Source organism: Vibrio mangrovi (assembly GCF_024346955.1).
Taxonomy (GTDB): Bacteria; Pseudomonadota; Gammaproteobacteria; order Enterobacterales; family Vibrionaceae; genus Vibrio; species Vibrio mangrovi.
In genome coordinates this window covers 2,810,447-2,825,441 of sequence record NZ_AP024883.1, presented here as the reverse complement: position 1 = coordinate 2,825,441, position 14,995 = coordinate 2,810,447, and the positions used below count along the sequence as shown (strand labels likewise).

Here is a 14,995-nt window from a genome sequence, read left to right as displayed (position 1 = left end):
TCAATGAGAGACAACTTTGGTTGCTGACAGTGCAATCTGAAACTTCTTCGGGTTGTATGGTTAAGTGACTAAGCGTACACGGTGGATGCCTTGGCAGTCAGAGGCGATGAAGGACGTACTAACTTGCGATAAGCTCAGATGAGGCAGTAAGAGCCACTTGAGTCTGAGATTTCCGAATGGGGAAACCCACATGCATAAGCATGTATCATTAACTGAATCCATAGGTTAATGAGGCGAACCGGGAGAACTGAAACATCTAAGTACCCCGAGGAAAAGAAATCAACCGAGATTCCGAAAGTAGCGGCGAGCGAAATCGGACCAGCCCTTAAGCATAGGCAGCGTCAGGTGAAGTGTCTGGAAAGGCACGCGATACAGGGTGACAGCCCCGTAACCGGCAGCGCTGCTTAAGTGAAATCGAGTAAGGCGGGACACGTGATATCCTGTCTGAATATGGGGGGACCATCCTCCAAGGCTAAATACTCCTGACTGACCGATAGTGAACCAGTACCGTGAGGGAAAGGCGAAAAGAACCCCTGTGAGGGGAGTGAAATAGAACCTGAAACCGTGTACGTACAAGCAGTAGGAGCAGGCTTTGTCCTGTGACTGCGTACCTTTTGTATAATGGGTCAGCGACTTATATTCAGTGGCAAGGTTAACCGTATAGGGGAGCCGTAGCGAAAGCGAGTCTTAACTGGGCGCTTAGTCTCTGGATATAGACCCGAAACCGGGTGATCTAGCCATGGGCAGGTTGAAGGTTGAGTAACATCAACTGGAGGACCGAACCGACTAATGTTGAAAAATTAGCGGATGACTTGTGGCTAGGGGTGAAAGGCCAATCAAACCCGGAGATAGCTGGTTCTCCCCGAAAGCTATTTAGGTAGCGCCTCGGACGAATACTACTGGGGGTAGAGCACTGTTAAGGCTAGGGGGTCATCCCGACTTACCAACCCTTTGCAAACTCCGAATACCAGTAAGTACTATCCGGGAGACACACGGCGGGTGCTAACGTCCGTCGTGGAGAGGGAAACAACCCAGACCGCCAGCTAAGGTCCCAAATTACAGCTAAGTGGGAAACGATGTGGGAAGGCTCAGACAGCTAGGATGTTGGCTTAGAAGCAGCCATCATTTAAAGAAAGCGTAATAGCTCACTAGTCGAGTCGGCCTGCGCGGAAGATGTAACGGGGCTAAGCTGTAAACCGAAGCTGCGGCAATGTGATTTATCATATTGGGTAGGGGAGCGTTCTGTAAGCGGCTGAAGGTGTGCTGTAAGGCATGCTGGACGTATCAGAAGTGCGAATGCTGACATGAGTAACGACAAAGGGGGTGAAAAACCTCCTCGCCGGAAGACCAAGGGTTCCTGTCCAACGTTAATCGGGGCAGGGTGAGTCGACCCCTAAGGCGAGGCCGAAAGGCGTAGTCGATGGGAAACGGGTTAATATTCCCGTACTTGTTGTGAATGCGATGGGGGGACGGAGAAGGCTAGGTGGGCCTGGCGACGGTTGTCCAGGTTCAAGTGCGTAGGCTGTGGGATTAGGCAAATCCGGTTCCACAACAGGCTGAGACACGATGTCGAGCTGCTACGGTAGTGAAGTCATTGATGCCATGCTTCCGGGAAAAGCCTCTAAGCTTCAGTTCACAAGAAATCGTACCCCAAACCGACACAGGTGGTCGGGTAGAGAATACCAAGGCGCTTGAGAGAACTCGGGTGAAGGAACTAGGCAAAATGGTACCGTAACTTCGGGAGAAGGTACGCTCCTGATGGTGAAGTCCCTTGCGGATGGAGCTGACGGGAGTCGCAGATACCAGGTGGCTGCAACTGTTTATTAAAAACACAGCACTGTGCAAAATCGTAAGATGACGTATACGGTGTGACGCCTGCCCGGTGCCGGAAGGTTAATTGATGGGGTTAGCGTATGCGAAGCTCTTGATCGAAGCCCCGGTAAACGGCGGCCGTAACTATAACGGTCCTAAGGTAGCGAAATTCCTTGTCGGGTAAGTTCCGACCTGCACGAATGGCGTAATGATGGCCACGCTGTCTCCACCCGAGACTCAGTGAAATTGAAATCGCTGTGAAGATGCAGTGTACCCGCGGCTAGACGGAAAGACCCCGTGAACCTTTACTACAGCTTGGCACTGAACATTGAGCCTACATGTGTAGGATAGGTGGGAGGCTTTGAAGCAGTCACGCCAGTGATTGTGGAGCCGACCTTGAAATACCACCCTTGTATGTTTGATGTTCTAACTTAGGCCCGTAATCCGGGTTGAGGACAGTGCCTGGTGGGTAGTTTGACTGGGGCGGTCTCCTCCCAAAGAGTAACGGAGGAGCACGAAGGTGGGCTAATCACGGTTGGACATCGTGAGGTTAGTGTAATGGCATAAGCCCGCTTGACTGCGAGAGTGACGGCTCGAGCAGGTGCGAAAGCAGGTCATAGTGATCCGGTGGTTCTGAATGGAAGGGCCATCGCTCAACGGATAAAAGGTACTCCGGGGATAACAGGCTGATACCGCCCAAGAGTTCATATCGACGGCGGTGTTTGGCACCTCGATGTCGGCTCATCACATCCTGGGGCTGAAGTCGGTCCCAAGGGTATGGCTGTTCGCCATTTAAAGTGGTACGCGAGCTGGGTTTAGAACGTCGTGAGACAGTTCGGTCCCTATCTGCCGTGGGCGTTGGAAGATTGAAGGGGGCTGCTCCTAGTACGAGAGGACCGGAGTGGACGAACCTCTGGTGTTCGGGTTGTGATGCCAATCGCATTGCCCGGTAGCTAAGTTCGGAATCGATAACCGCTGAAAGCATCTAAGCGGGAAGCGAGCCCTGAGATGAGTCTTCCCTGGCACTTAAAGTGTCCTGAAGGGTTGTTCGAGACCAGAACGTTGATAGGCAGGGTGTGTAAGTGCTGTGAGGCATTGAGCTAACCTGTACTAATTGCCCGTGAGACTTAACCATACAACACCGAAGGGGTTTTAGGGCTCTGAAGAGACTTGATTGTGGATATGAGAATACAGCTTTCCGGATTAGAAGAATTTGCCTGGCGGCCATAGCGTTTTGGACCCACCTGATTCCATGCCGAACTCAGAAGTGAAACGAAACAGCGCCGATGGTAGTGTGGGGTCTCCCCATGTGAGAGTAGGTCATCGCCAGGCTTACATTATGTTTTTGTCTTTGAGAAGATGAGAACGAGGCTAAATGAAGCAGCAGTTGCATCAGACTTGATTTAGCAGACAGATTGAAAAGTGGAGCGGTAGTTCAGTTGGTTAGAATACCGGCCTGTCACGCCGGGGGTCGCGGGTTCGAGTCCCGTCCGCTCCGCCACTTATTAATACTTTCGGCTTATTAAGTCGGTTACAGGGGTGTAGCTCCAATTGGCAGAGCAGCGGATTCCAAATCCGCGTGTTGGGGGTTCGAATCCCTCCACCCCTGCCATTACAAATTGCATAATTATGCAAAACGAAACCCGCTCATTGAGCGGGTTTTTTGTATATAGTAAGAAAATAATCACATCTCTAAATCTATCTTCACTTAAACTATCTGGTAACCCCTAAGGCTTGGTAAAGATAGATCCCATACTTCTCATTAGATGACTGGTTTGCAATTTTCGCCATCCTCTGTTGTTTTGTTGTAGTGAAACATCATAGTTTTGACACCCAACGTATTGTTAACTACATCTCTATTCTGATTGCCTCTATCCTAGTTCTCTTGAGCTATAGATAGACTTCACTAACAGTCACATGTGTACGGTGTATACCTATACAGAGCATGAATGACAGTTAATGCAAAAATCGTCAATGAGGATTGCAACGTTCGATATAACTTGCAATTCACTGATACTTTAAGATGAGTAGCAATAGCAGTTTTCATGCTAGAGATCTTACAGCATCAGATGCAGGGGATCTTAAGGATTCAATTAGTTGGTTTTTTATTCAATTATTTGAAATAAGAAATTATCTATTAAATATTATATGGGTCGTATATTTATGGAACTTAATCTAAACGTGGCACAAGAAAAGATGCTGGAGTTAATGCAGAAAATAGGCCAGAACAGGTACTTACAAGCAATAATGCGCGGTATGATGCTTGTTTTGCCTGCGACAATCATGAGCTCTATTGCTACTTTATTAAAAGTATTTCCAGTAGCCTCATATCAAGAATTCTTAGAGTTGCACAATCTAGTACAATTCTTTGATATTCCAATTAATTTTACCAACAATTTCCTAGCAGTTATTGTTACATTCTCGGTGTCTTATACTTTGGCAAAAAGTTTTGATATTGACGGCTTTACGGCTGGTCTGATATCGATGATCTCCTTCTTTATTCTGACACCATACACATTGGGTGAGATGGGCCCACTAGGGCAGGCCTTTAGTATTCCTAATCAATGGCTGGGATCGATGGGGTTATTTACGGGTATATTAGTCGCTATTATTTCAACAAGGATTTTTGTTGCAATAACGAAGAAAGGGCTGATTATTCGTATGCCGGACAGTGTTCCTGAGTTTATATCAAAATCATTTTCTTCACTGATTCCCGGTATCGTTATTCTATCTATGTTTACTGTAATTTCAGCTACCATCACAATGAATGGTTTAGGCAGTATTCATAGTATCATTTACGAAATTATCCAGGCACCTCTGACATCTCTTGGGTCCGGTATTGGTTCAGTTATTCTTGTATCAATCATCGCTCAAACACTTTGGTTCTTTGGTTTGCATGGTCATGCGATTACCCTCGGTATTGTTGCTCCTATCTGGTTTGCGATGGATGCGGCACAGTTGGCTGCATACTCATCAGGTGCTGCGACTCCAAATATTACTGGTTTTGCATTCTTCATGACATATACCGCGGGTGACTTGTTGCCACTTGCATTTATGCTGGCATTTATTGCGAAAAGCCAACGTTTCAGAACTTTGGGTAAATTGTCATTTGCTCCGGCTATCTTTACGATTGGTGAGCCAATGGCTTATGGTGTTCCATTGGTCATGAACTTTGCTCTGGCAATTCCTTATATCCTGCTAAATAGTGTGACACTTGGTGCTGCTTACTATCTGACGGTTGCTGGTGTCTTGCCTGCTGTTGCCGGGGTTGCTACACCAGCAGGTATGCCAATTATTGTGTCTGGTTTCATGCAGGGTAGTTGGAAAATAGCCGCATTCCAGTTTATTTCGTTATTTGTAAGATTTGCAGGTTGGTACTTCTTCTTCAAGGTTGCAGACAGAATCGCTGTTGCTGAAGAAAAAACAGAAGAAGAACAAAATCAAGAGTTAGAAAATGCTGAATTCGCAACAGCAGATGGTGACTCTGTTAAATAAATACAACCGCGAGTTAGTTATGAGCGATAGTGAATTAAAGATAAATGATAGTGGGAGATCAATTGTTGTCGATCAAACACCTATCAATGTGAGTTGGTATGCTAATTTTAAGCAATGTCGTTATGTTGTATATGTAATAAAAGATGGTCAAGTTGTTTTCTCTAAAGATAACTCTGGGAGTGATAATAGTTGTATCATTAGTGATATTCAACTTGAGAAGAGTACCGAATATGTTACTGAAGTCCATCTCTATGGTGATTCAGGTGAAGAACAAAAATTGGTTAATTCTTTTGTCACTGGAAATTTTGGAGAGTTTGAAGGTTGCTGGATTTCTAATGGTAAAGCACTTCAGGATGAGGTTGATTTTTATCAAGAGTCAAGAAATACAGTTATCAGGAAAAAAATATATATAGCTGATGAGATCAACAAGGCTTATATTCACCTTGTTGGTCTTGGGTACTACAACCTATATATCAATGGCGAAAAAGTTTCCAGATACGAACTAAATAACGATTGGACGAATTACGACAAGACCATCTTTTATGACACATTCGATATTCAGCCATTTTTAAAACCTGGTGAAAATGATCTCTTCGTTGAACTAGGTAATGGGTGGTATAACCCTGCTCCGTTAACTCTGTTTGGTAAATATAATTTACGGAATGTGTTGACGATTGGCGAGCCTAAATTGTTAGCTGATATTGTTATTCAAACCGGTACGGAATGGGAAACCATTCCGACGGATGAATCCTGGCTTGTTGCTGAAGGACCATACTTGTTTAACAATATCTATCTGGGTGAGGTTTTAGATTTTCGTTTGCATAAACATGAAAGTGATATGATTGATTTTCATGATACTTCATGGACAAATGCGATGAAAGTCGAAGGACCAAAAGGCGTCCTTAAACCCAGTTATATAGAAAAAGTTACCCAAAATCGTGTTGTTAAACCAGTTGAAGTTATTCCTGCTGAGGATGGTAAAATTGTTGTTGATTTTGGTGAAGTAATCAGCGGTTTTATCGATATTAGCTTTATGGGGCATGAAAATCAGGTGATTGATTTTCTGTACAGTGAAGAGATCAATGAAGATAAAACCTTAAATACTGCCTCAACATTGGCTGGCTTTGTTGGTAAGCAGGTTGCGGATGATTTTACTGTCCCTGGTGGTGCTGGAGCACCTGAATTGGCAGAACAGAGAGATCGTTGTATTTGCCGAGATGGAACCCTCAGGTTTACCAATAAATTTACCTATCATTCTTTCCGGTATGTCGAGCTGAAGGGAATTGATATTGAGCATATCCAGGAACTTGAAGCCATCTGTGTGCATACTGAGCTGAACCCAGTCGGATATTTTCGATGCTCTGATAGTTTCCTGAATGAATTGCATGATGTTGCTAAAAATACCAAGCTGAATAATATTCATGCTGTATTTGAAGACTGTGCCAGAGAGCGCTTAGCCTATGGTGGTGACATGGTAGCCTTGGCTACATCGCAAGTCTTCATGTTTAATACAGCAAAGCTCTATGAAAAAACTATCGGCGACTTCATTAACGATATGCGTCCGAATGGTGGTATGCCGGAAACAGCACCTTTCATGGGGATCAAAACTAATGGTACCGGAGATGGTGCCGGTCCTTTAGGATGGCAGTTAGTTGTTCCGTATCTGTTAAAAATTCATTACCAGTACTATGGCAATCTGGAACTTATCAGAAATGTATACCCATTTCTGGAGAAGCAAATTGAGCATTTGAGTAGTCTTGATCCAGAGCTGATTTGTGATTTTTGTTTGGGTGACTGGGGAAGTAAGGATGCTAACCCTAAAAACTTTAAGAAAAGTTCTCCGGCAATTAATTTTACAGCAACATGTTTTCACTATTTCCACTTTCTTCTGATTTCTGACTTTTCGAAGAAACTTGGCCTTAATGACAAGTGGCTAGCTTACTCTCAGAAGGCTGATTCTTTAAAACAAGAGATAATCAACCGATATCGAAATGATGATGGGAGCTATGCTGATCGTACTCAGACAAGTTATATTTTTGCGATTTACTTTGCGCTGGAAGATGAGCCAGGATATCTGATTGATGCTTTGGTGAACTTGATTGAGTCAAATAATTTTGAAATAACATCAGGGATATTTGGGCAGAGCTTTGCTTATGAACTATTCAGAAAATATGACTTAAATCATATTTTGTATCAGTGGCTATACCATGAAGATGGTATCAGACACATGCTGCGAGATAACAATTTAGCATTAAAAGAGTTTTTCGGAGAAAATAAGAATGGCTCTTGTAATCATGCGATGTTCAGTTCTTATGCTTCATGGTTTTATAAAGGGCTCGGAGGCATAGAAATTTGTGATGATTCTTGCGGTTCTGACATAATTAACATTAAGCCGTATTTTGATACCAGTATTGATTTTGTTGATTGTAGTTATGAGACACCTCAGGGAGTGGTGACGTGTAACTGGTCCAGAAACAATGAGTTAATTGAACTGTATATTAAAGTTCCATTTAACCTGAAGCGTTGTATGTTGATTATTGATCGAGCATATGAAGATTCTGTCCGGCATATGAATGTAGTTCATGTTGAGAAAAAACATGTTTATGTCGACATAATTGACACTGGAGAGTTGAACATAAAATTGAATACTGTTGTACTACCGCAAGAGGAAATGATTGATGTAAGGTAAGATATGTTAGACGCCCAAGTTCATAATCAGCTGCTTGCGTACACCGACAGAGAACTGAAGCTCTTAAGCCAGAATTCGACATTTAATCATGTCTTTAAAAAACGTGTAGAGCGTCAATTTTTTAAAGATGAATATATCTTTATTGAGAAGCAAACTCGATTTATTGAAGTCCCTTTACATTCACATGAATATATTGAACTTGTGTATGTGTATCAGGGAAAGATGCGGCAAAATGTAAATGGTAAAGATATCGTGCAAAATCAAGGCGAAATCTTATTGCTTAATCAGTTTGCTACGCATGAAATAGAAGCTGCATCCGATGAAGATATTATTATTAACTTTATTATAGAACCAGAATTCTTTGGGCGTCTTATATCTTTATTTGATAGTGAAAATCTGATTACTGAATTTATACTTGCCTCTATCAATGGCAAGAAAAGACATGGAGAGCATATCCATTTCAAAGTTGGTGATAATCAGTGTATACAAGAGTTGGTTGAGAAAATTATTTGTGAAATATATGGCGATAATTTGATCAAACAAATTAAAGTTCACTTCTTGGTCGGACTTCTGATTACTGAATTACTATGTAATATTGACTCGAGTGATTACTATGTCAGTGTGAACTACAATGATTCTCTGGCCATTATGGTATTAAAGTATATCGAAGATAATTATCAGGATGCCAGTCTTAAAGAAATATCAAATCAGCTGAATCAACCAAATTATAGAATCAGTCGATTACTCAAAAACTTTACCGGTAAAACTTTCAGTGAACTTTTACTAGAAAAGCGTATGGAGAGAGTGATCTATCTGTTAAAAAATACCGATTATTCTATTATGGAAGTCATTAATATGACCGGTTATGAGAATGCCTCCCACTTTTATAAGGTGTTCAGAGATAAATATAACGTAAGTTTGAAGTATTTCAGGGATCATGCCAAATAGTTCTAGCTACATTATCTGTTTTTAGTACATCCGATAGCTACTTAGTTTATAAGTGTGATTTTCCATAAAGATTCAAGTTATTTCAATTCATTATATCCTTATCCCCTAGTTAATCAGACACATTGTTTTATGTTCCTTTATGTTCCTTTATTTGCCTTGAAGGATTGCACTAGTGTTGCACCTTCCATTATCGGGTCAATAAAAATCGTGAGATCAATCCAGGACTATGATAGATAGTGAATTCTCTGAGTAAATAAAAAATGATTTAAAATCAGATGATTATGGTTTATGGATTCCTGGGGGGCATATTGGCTATCTAAATTCATATAACTGTAGTTGCATATGTTTTTCAGTGCAATAATCGACAATAAATTGTGCAACATTCGATATAAAAATCACGGAGAATAGGCTTATACTGGCACTATAGACATAGTGAATAACATTGAATTAAAGCAAAATAATATTATATATTCTTTTCGCTCGACAAATGTCTAATTGAATTTTCTGAAGGGAGTTAATGATAAATATCATCTAACTTTTCTTAGATTGTTGTTCCATTGGGTTCATATTTAATTAGGTCAACATTTTAGGACATATTGTTTGCTTTTACTGCATAGCGATTAATTTAAAAATAAAGTTATGTCATTTCCACTATATCTTGTTAGTTCTCTATTTCTTTGCCGGAAGTAGAAACAAACTAATTATAACGTGACGAATTTAACTAAAGTGGAGTATTAACAATGAAGAAATTGAGTTTAGCTTTAGCAATTTCTGCTGCTGTATCACTACCTACTATATCAGCCCCAGCTTTTGCTGATGATAGTGTCCAGTTCCATGGTTATTCTATGGTGGCTTCGAATTTCAGAAAAGAAGCAGGTAAACCTAAAAACTTGGCGCTACATATGGATCCAACCGGGCCAAACCAAGATCCTCGCGGGAAAATGGGCGACTTGGGGAACACATACTGGCATGATTACTGGACTGCTGTGTCTCTGAATAAACGCTGGGAAGATATCTATGAAGAAGGGCAGTGGGCAGACTTCACCTTTGAATTGGTTGGTTATGGTAACAAAGATGTTGAAGCAAGCCAGAACTATGCCCGTTTAGGTGGTTTGTCTTTCCTGCCTGAAGATTCCAATATCTGGGCGGGGCGCCGCTACTTTAGTGATCGAGTTCAGGTGTTTGCTTACAACATTAAAGAAGTAAATATTGATGCTGGTATTGGTTATAACAGTAAAAATTTTGATATTTCTATTGGTACAAGTCAGATCGACTATGCAGGTTTTAGTGGCGATGTTAATAATCAACCAGTTCAGGCTATTGAAGGTTCAAGAGAAATTTTGGATTTAGCATATAGAGTCGGTAAAGCTGAATTTGGTGCGACTTATCTGAAAGAGTTAGAGAGTTTCCACAATGATACTCAGCAAGCGTTGAGTGTGTTTGGTAAATATAAATATGATTCCTTTATGGGCTTAGATGGTGATTTGACACTAGAAGCTCAGGTCGGTAAAGGGGTGATTGCTCAGTATCTGAATACCAGCCGGATTAGTGCATTGAGCGAAGATGGTGATATTTCTGCCAGACTTTCTGCCTACGGAATAATCATGGGTATTGAAGGTTTTAATATCAGACCTGCATTGATTCTGGAAAAATCATACAGAGAAAATACTGACAAAAGAACAACCCATGTAAATGATGGTGGATTTGGTGGTATTGGTGATTATGGCAATGCTGACGAAACCGGTATTTTCGCAGGGATTACTGTCGGACAAACCTTAACTGAAAATCTGTCAATGCAGTATGAAGCGATCGTTAACCGGACCTGGAATAAAGATGGTAACGATGGTGTTGACGGAACATCCTATAAATTGGCCATGGGTCCAGCAGTTCAGCTTAAATCTCTGCCATGGGTTGCACCAAAAATTGACGTAACGGTTGCTTATGTTGGTGGTGATGAAGAACTCACATTCCTGAATGAAAAATCTGAATGGCGCTTCGGTTATCGTATGGAAGTCTGGTTCTAATCACATCGCAGTTTAGAATTTTTCCTGATATGATATTTATTTCTTATAAGTATAATTCATATTAAATGGAGTTTTGACATGATAAAAATGAAACATGTTTTGATGTTATCTGCCTTGCTGGTCGGTTCTGCGACAGCATCAGCCGGTCCGGCTGATAGCATCAAGTTAGACGTAAAGATGACTGTTCCCCCAATTCGTATGACATCTGATATTGTTTACGATCAAACGTATAACATTATGGGACGTCCGATTCAGTTATCGATGGATGTGATTCAGCCATATTCACCAAAACCTCTTCCGGCCGTGGTATTTGTCACCGGTGGTGGTTTTATGGATGCACCAAAAACCAAATTTATCGGTCAGCGGGTTGATATGGCAAGAGCAGGTTATGTTGTTGCTAGTATTAATTACAGAGTTGTACCGATGGTGACTTTCCCTGGTATTCTGGAAGATGTTAAAACTTCAATCAGATACCTGAGAGCCAATGCGAAAAAATATGGTATTGATCCAACCCGAATTGCAGTCATGGGCGAGTCTGCCGGTGGTTATCTTGCTGCAATTGCGGCAACGACTAATGGGATGAAAGACTTTGATAAGGGGCCGTATCTTGATCAAAGCAGTGACGTTCAGGCCGCAGTTGATTTTTACGGACTTTCTGATTTAACCAAAGTTGGTGATGATTTCTCTGATGAAATCAAAGAAGCGCATAAGTCTCCGGCGATTCCTGAAGCGATGATGGTTAATGGGATTCCATGGCAGGGTGGAGGTTCTATCCTGAGTGATCTTGAAAAGGCTAAAAAGGCCAATCCGATCACTTACATTTCAAAGAATACCCCGCCGTTCCTGATCATGTATGGTGATGCAGATAATGTCGTCTCACCAAGTCAGTCAACAATGCTGCATAAGGCATTACTCAATAAAGGAATTGAGTCGACAGCTTATGCCGTGAAAGGTGCTGATCATGCAGGTTTCTTGTGGTACCAACCAGAAATTATGGATATTGTGATTAAATTCCTGGATGAAAAATTAAAATAAGTGACATGAATTATAGAGTGCTGTTTAATTTATAATTCTGAAGTTTAAACTTAACTCTATAAATGTCGTGATTGTCTGGTTGGTAATATGTTTCAGTCTTTATGGCTACGTATTGCCAATCAGATTGTTCTTACTTGAATTGATGTTCTTTTATTACGATAACCGTTAAAATGTTACCAGTTTGATATTTTTTAAAGATTGTTTATTTCTATTATATGAGGGTATTCACATTATTTAGCGATAATTCGATCGTTAGCTGTAACCGGTTACAGCATTGGTGTACTATATCGACATAAAAGAAGTATTACATTCAAATTTGGATACATGAACAGAGGTAAAAACAATGGCTAAAATCTTACTATGCTGTGCTGCAGGAATGTCTACTAGTATGGTCGTTAAGAAAATGCAACAAGCGGCAGCCAGTAAAAATATTGAGGTTGAGGTAAATGCAGTTGGTCTTGATGAGTTCGATGCCAATCTCGACAAGTATGATTGTTTTCTGCTCGGTCCTCAGATCAAATATAAACTTAATGATTTCAAAGCGAAAGCCGATAGTGTAGGTAAGCCAATTGATGTTATTAATCAAATGGATTACGGAATGATGAACGGTGATAAAATATTGACCAATGCATTGGCAATGTTGAAGTAATCATCTTTTCATACTTAATTAACCTGGTATTCAGGTGACGAATTTATGTGTTCATCTATAAGTTGATAGATGAACATTATATTTCACGAAAATTAATTTTGTCTCATATATATTTCATGTGTGTTTGGTGAAATTAAATATAGTGAATTTTTTATAGTAGCAATATATTAAAACTAAGTTTGGTGTTTATTATATATTGTAAAAGTAGTAATGGACAAATTTAGGTATGCTTTGGGTAAGTATCAGCGCTACCGGAATGATAAACAAGTAACAATTTAATCAGGTTGATTAAATCTGGTGCTACTTTGATCAGATTTTGTTCATGATAAAAAGATATACTCAAGTAACTTTAAGAAAACTCTCGCGGAACGAGCTCACTATGCTCCGGACTATCGTGAATGATATTTGCCACAGAGCGATTATGACTCAAATCTCAGTCTTGTTGCTGCGTTGGTTTGTTGTACTGAAACTACCTCTTATAGCTATTTGAGTATCATTACCTGGAGTAATATTATGGATCTCGAATCAACAGTTATGGAATTGATCATCAATGCTGGTGAATCAAAAAGTCTGGCAATGCAAGCACTGGCAAGTGCAAAGCAAGGGCAATGGGAAGAAGTTGACCGTTTGTTGGAGCAATCTACCGAAGCGGCTAAGCGCGCCCATGGTGTACAAACTGAGTTAATCGGAATGGATGAAGGTCAGGGAAAAGTACCTGTCAACCTCATCATGGTTCATGCTCAGGATCATATTATGACTTCAATGCTGGCACGTGAACTGATTGAAGAGTTAATTGCTATTCATCGCAAGCTACAGGCATAATCGCCCGCAGCTCTGTGGATGTTGAGAAGTATTCATAACATTCACCAGCTTTAAGGAAAGCATGCTATCATGCCCTGAAAAAGAGGAAGTTAGCATGCCCCATTTTCGCTTTCGTGCGGTTGAACCGCAGACCGTTCAGATTCTTTCTAAATCATTGGTTGATGAGCTTTTGTCACCGATGAACTCTCCCCGCGAAGATTTCACATTCGAATACATCTACACCACCTTCTTTCAGGAAGGGGAAGTATCTCAAGCCTATCCATTTGTTGAGGTTCTGTGGTTTGATCGTGGTCAGGATATTCAGGATCAGGTCGCGCAGGTGGTTACCCGTCAGGTAAGAGAAGTAATTGGAGAAGACATTGATGTCGCAGTTATTTTTACCGCACTGACTCCCACTCATTACTATGATAATGCTCAGCACTATTAATTCTGGAAATGGTGAAAGATAAAATGAATTCTGTAATTGAAACTATTCAGGGGCATCGATCGATTCGCTCTTTTAAAGAAAAGCCGATTACATCAGAGCAGATGGATACGATTATTGCTTCAGGTATTGCAGCATCTTCGTCAAGTCTGTTACAAGCAGTTTCAGTCATCCGGATAACGGATCAGGATAAACGTGCAACTTTGGCTCAGTTGGCGGGGAATCAGCCTTATGTGGCAAGTGCCGCAGAGTTTTTAGTCTTCTGTATTGATTATCAGCGTCATGCTGCATTAAACCCGGAAGTAAAACCAGACTATACCGAGCTGACATTGATTGGTGCTATAGATGCCGGAATTATGGCGCAGAATTGTCTGTTGGCCGCAGAGTCAATGGGACTGGGAGGCGTTTACATTGGTGGATTGCGTAACTCTCCGAAAGAAGTTGATGAACTGTTGGCATTACCACGATATACAGCAGTACTGTTTGGCTTGTGTCTGGGATATCCCGATCAGGATCCACAACTGAAACCGCGCCTGAGCCCAAAAGTTATTGTGCACGAAAATAGCTATCAGCCACTGGATCAGACTTTGATTACCGAATATGACCAGACGATGCAGACTTACTATCAGCATCGTTCTACGAATACGAAGCAACAAGGATGGTCGGAGCAAGTAACAACAAAACTGAGTAAAGAATCGCGGCCTTATATCCGTGATTATCTGAACAGTAAAGGTTTGGCAAATAAATAAAGAAAAACCCAATCGTCGGATTGGGCTTTTACTTTTATGTTCACTGGGCGGATATCTAACTTATTGTAACCCTGAGGGATAAATATCCGTTCATCTGGTTAATCCCTGAATGATAACGAATTTTTCCAACAGCTCATCTTCGGTTTCGATATGTTCCGGATCGGTAATAATGCAATTCGTTATCGGACAAACCGACTGACAGGTCGGTTGATCATAATGGCCTTTGCACTCTGTACAGAGATTCGGGTCAATTTCGTAAAATTGTTCACCAAATGAAATCGCATTATTCGGACACTCAGGTTCACACATATCACAATTGGTACATTTACCGGTGATCAGTAGTGCCAT

At 41.2% G+C, this 14,995-nt stretch carries 10 protein-coding genes, 2 tRNA genes and 2 rRNA genes; 13 read left to right on the top strand and 1 reads right to left on the bottom strand.

Going from position 1 to position 14,995, the window contains the following annotated elements; genetic code table 11:
- Window positions 1-58: 58 nt before the first annotated feature.
- From OCU74_RS12455 to nfsA, 13 genes are all read left to right on the top strand, one after another.
- Window positions 59-2,947 (top strand): 23S ribosomal RNA (locus OCU74_RS12455).
- An 81-nt stretch (window positions 2,948-3,028) separates the two neighbouring features.
- A 5S ribosomal RNA gene (rrf, locus tag OCU74_RS12450) occupies window positions 3,029-3,144 on the top strand.
- A gap of 92 nt (window positions 3,145-3,236) precedes the next feature.
- A tRNA-Asp gene (locus OCU74_RS12445) sits at window positions 3,237-3,313 on the top strand.
- A 34-nt stretch (window positions 3,314-3,347) separates the two neighbouring features.
- Window positions 3,348-3,424 (top strand) — tRNA-Trp (locus tag OCU74_RS12440).
- Window positions 3,425-3,975: 551 nt separating this feature from the next.
- Complete coding sequence (locus OCU74_RS12435) at window positions 3,976-5,307, top strand: PTS sugar transporter subunit IIC (protein ID WP_087480139.1); 1,332 nt, start codon at window positions 3,976-3,978, stop codon at window positions 5,305-5,307.
- The gene (locus OCU74_RS12430) at window positions 5,267-7,996 is read left to right on the top strand and encodes a family 78 glycoside hydrolase catalytic domain (protein ID WP_200807672.1); all 2,730 of its coding nucleotides are present in this window, start codon (window positions 5,267-5,269) and stop codon (window positions 7,994-7,996) included. Before OCU74_RS12435 ends, OCU74_RS12430 begins: the two co-directional genes overlap by 41 nt.
- 3 nt (window positions 7,997-7,999) lie before the next feature.
- Window positions 8,000-8,944, top strand: a complete 945-nt coding sequence (locus tag OCU74_RS12425; protein ID WP_087480032.1) for an AraC family transcriptional regulator — start codon at window positions 8,000-8,002, stop codon at window positions 8,942-8,944.
- A 740-nt stretch (window positions 8,945-9,684) separates the two neighbouring features.
- Window positions 9,685-10,968, top strand: coding sequence for a carbohydrate porin (locus OCU74_RS12420; RefSeq protein ID WP_087480031.1), 1,284 nt, complete (start codon window positions 9,685-9,687; stop codon window positions 10,966-10,968).
- Between the two features lie 78 nt (window positions 10,969-11,046).
- Complete coding sequence (locus OCU74_RS12415; RefSeq protein ID WP_234993544.1) at window positions 11,047-12,003, top strand: alpha/beta hydrolase; 957 nt, start codon at window positions 11,047-11,049, stop codon at window positions 12,001-12,003.
- Window positions 12,004-12,346: 343 nt separating this feature from the next.
- Window positions 12,347-12,652, top strand: coding sequence for a PTS sugar transporter subunit IIB (locus tag OCU74_RS12410; protein ID WP_087480030.1), 306 nt, complete (start codon window positions 12,347-12,349; stop codon window positions 12,650-12,652).
- A 513-nt stretch (window positions 12,653-13,165) separates the two neighbouring features.
- Window positions 13,166-13,474 carry a PTS lactose/cellobiose transporter subunit IIA gene (locus tag OCU74_RS12405; protein WP_087480029.1) on the top strand — a complete coding sequence of 103 codons (309 nt, stop codon included), beginning with the start codon at window positions 13,166-13,168 and terminating at the stop codon, window positions 13,472-13,474.
- Between the two features lie 94 nt (window positions 13,475-13,568).
- Window positions 13,569-13,901 carry a DUF1904 domain-containing protein gene (locus OCU74_RS12400; RefSeq protein ID WP_087480028.1) on the top strand — a complete coding sequence of 111 codons (333 nt, stop codon included), beginning with the start codon at window positions 13,569-13,571 and terminating at the stop codon, window positions 13,899-13,901.
- A gap of 23 nt (window positions 13,902-13,924) precedes the next feature.
- Complete coding sequence (gene nfsA, locus OCU74_RS12395) at window positions 13,925-14,647, top strand: oxygen-insensitive NADPH nitroreductase (RefSeq protein WP_087480136.1); 723 nt, start codon at window positions 13,925-13,927, stop codon at window positions 14,645-14,647.
- Window positions 14,648-14,737: 90 nt separating this feature from the next.
- On the opposite strand, the gene OCU74_RS12390 is transcribed toward nfsA, so the two are convergent.
- Window positions 14,738-14,995 (bottom strand): YfhL family 4Fe-4S dicluster ferredoxin, encoded by a 258-nt coding sequence (locus tag OCU74_RS12390; RefSeq protein ID WP_087480027.1) that lies wholly within the window; start codon window positions 14,993-14,995, stop codon window positions 14,738-14,740.

Excerpts from the sequence above, each read along its gene's own strand:
- OCU74_RS12435 (WP_087480139.1), top strand. The coding sequence starts at position 3,976 with ATGGAACTTAATCTAAACGTGGCACAAGAAAAGATGCTGGAGTTAATG.
- OCU74_RS12430 (WP_200807672.1), top strand. The coding sequence starts at position 5,267 with ATGCTGAATTCGCAACAGCAGATGGTGACTCTGTTAAATAAATACAAC.
- OCU74_RS12425 (WP_087480032.1), top strand. The coding sequence starts at position 8,000 with ATGTTAGACGCCCAAGTTCATAATCAGCTGCTTGCGTACACCGACAGA.
- OCU74_RS12420 (WP_087480031.1), top strand. The coding sequence starts at position 9,685 with ATGAAGAAATTGAGTTTAGCTTTAGCAATTTCTGCTGCTGTATCACTA.
- OCU74_RS12415 (WP_234993544.1), top strand. The coding sequence starts at position 11,047 with ATGATAAAAATGAAACATGTTTTGATGTTATCTGCCTTGCTGGTCGGT.
- OCU74_RS12410 (WP_087480030.1), top strand. The coding sequence starts at position 12,347 with ATGGCTAAAATCTTACTATGCTGTGCTGCAGGAATGTCTACTAGTATG.
- OCU74_RS12405 (WP_087480029.1), top strand. The coding sequence starts at position 13,166 with ATGGATCTCGAATCAACAGTTATGGAATTGATCATCAATGCTGGTGAA.
- OCU74_RS12400 (WP_087480028.1), top strand. The coding sequence starts at position 13,569 with ATGCCCCATTTTCGCTTTCGTGCGGTTGAACCGCAGACCGTTCAGATT.
- nfsA (WP_087480136.1), top strand. The coding sequence starts at position 13,925 with ATGAATTCTGTAATTGAAACTATTCAGGGGCATCGATCGATTCGCTCT.
- OCU74_RS12390 (WP_087480027.1), bottom strand. The coding sequence starts at position 14,995 with ATGGCACTACTGATCACCGGTAAATGTACCAATTGTGATATGTGTGAA.